Consider the following 312-nt stretch of genomic DNA (forward strand, 5'->3'; position numbering starts at 1 on the left):
TCACGTCCGCTTTCACGGTGATCGCACCATCAACCAGACCCTTACCTGTTAGGTCTGCTGTCGTGCTGAACGCACCATCCGTCACGGTCGCTGTGAACTGAGCTGTGTTGCCTTGGCTGTCAGTCACGGTCAAGGTCACTGTCTGACCGTTTTCGACATTCGTTGTGGTACCTGACAAGGTCACTTCGTCTGCTTCGTCAACACTGATGTTGCCGTCGCCTACGGTCGTCAAGTCGATTGTCGGTAGATCCGCATTGTCCGCATCCAACGTCGCGTTTTCGCTGTCTGTCGCCGCGTTGCCCGCTGTATCCG

The 312-nt window shown here is 56.1% G+C and carries 1 protein-coding gene; it reads right to left on the minus strand.

The window, feature by feature from the left end:
- Positions 1–312: hypothetical protein (locus AB4583_RS19080; protein ID WP_372118814.1), on the minus strand; the 312-nt coding region annotated here is incomplete at both ends.

It is taken from the genome of Vibrio sp. 10N.222.49.C12 (genome assembly GCF_041475025.1).
Taxonomy (GTDB): domain Bacteria; phylum Pseudomonadota; class Gammaproteobacteria; order Enterobacterales; family Vibrionaceae; genus Vibrio; species Vibrio crassostreae_C.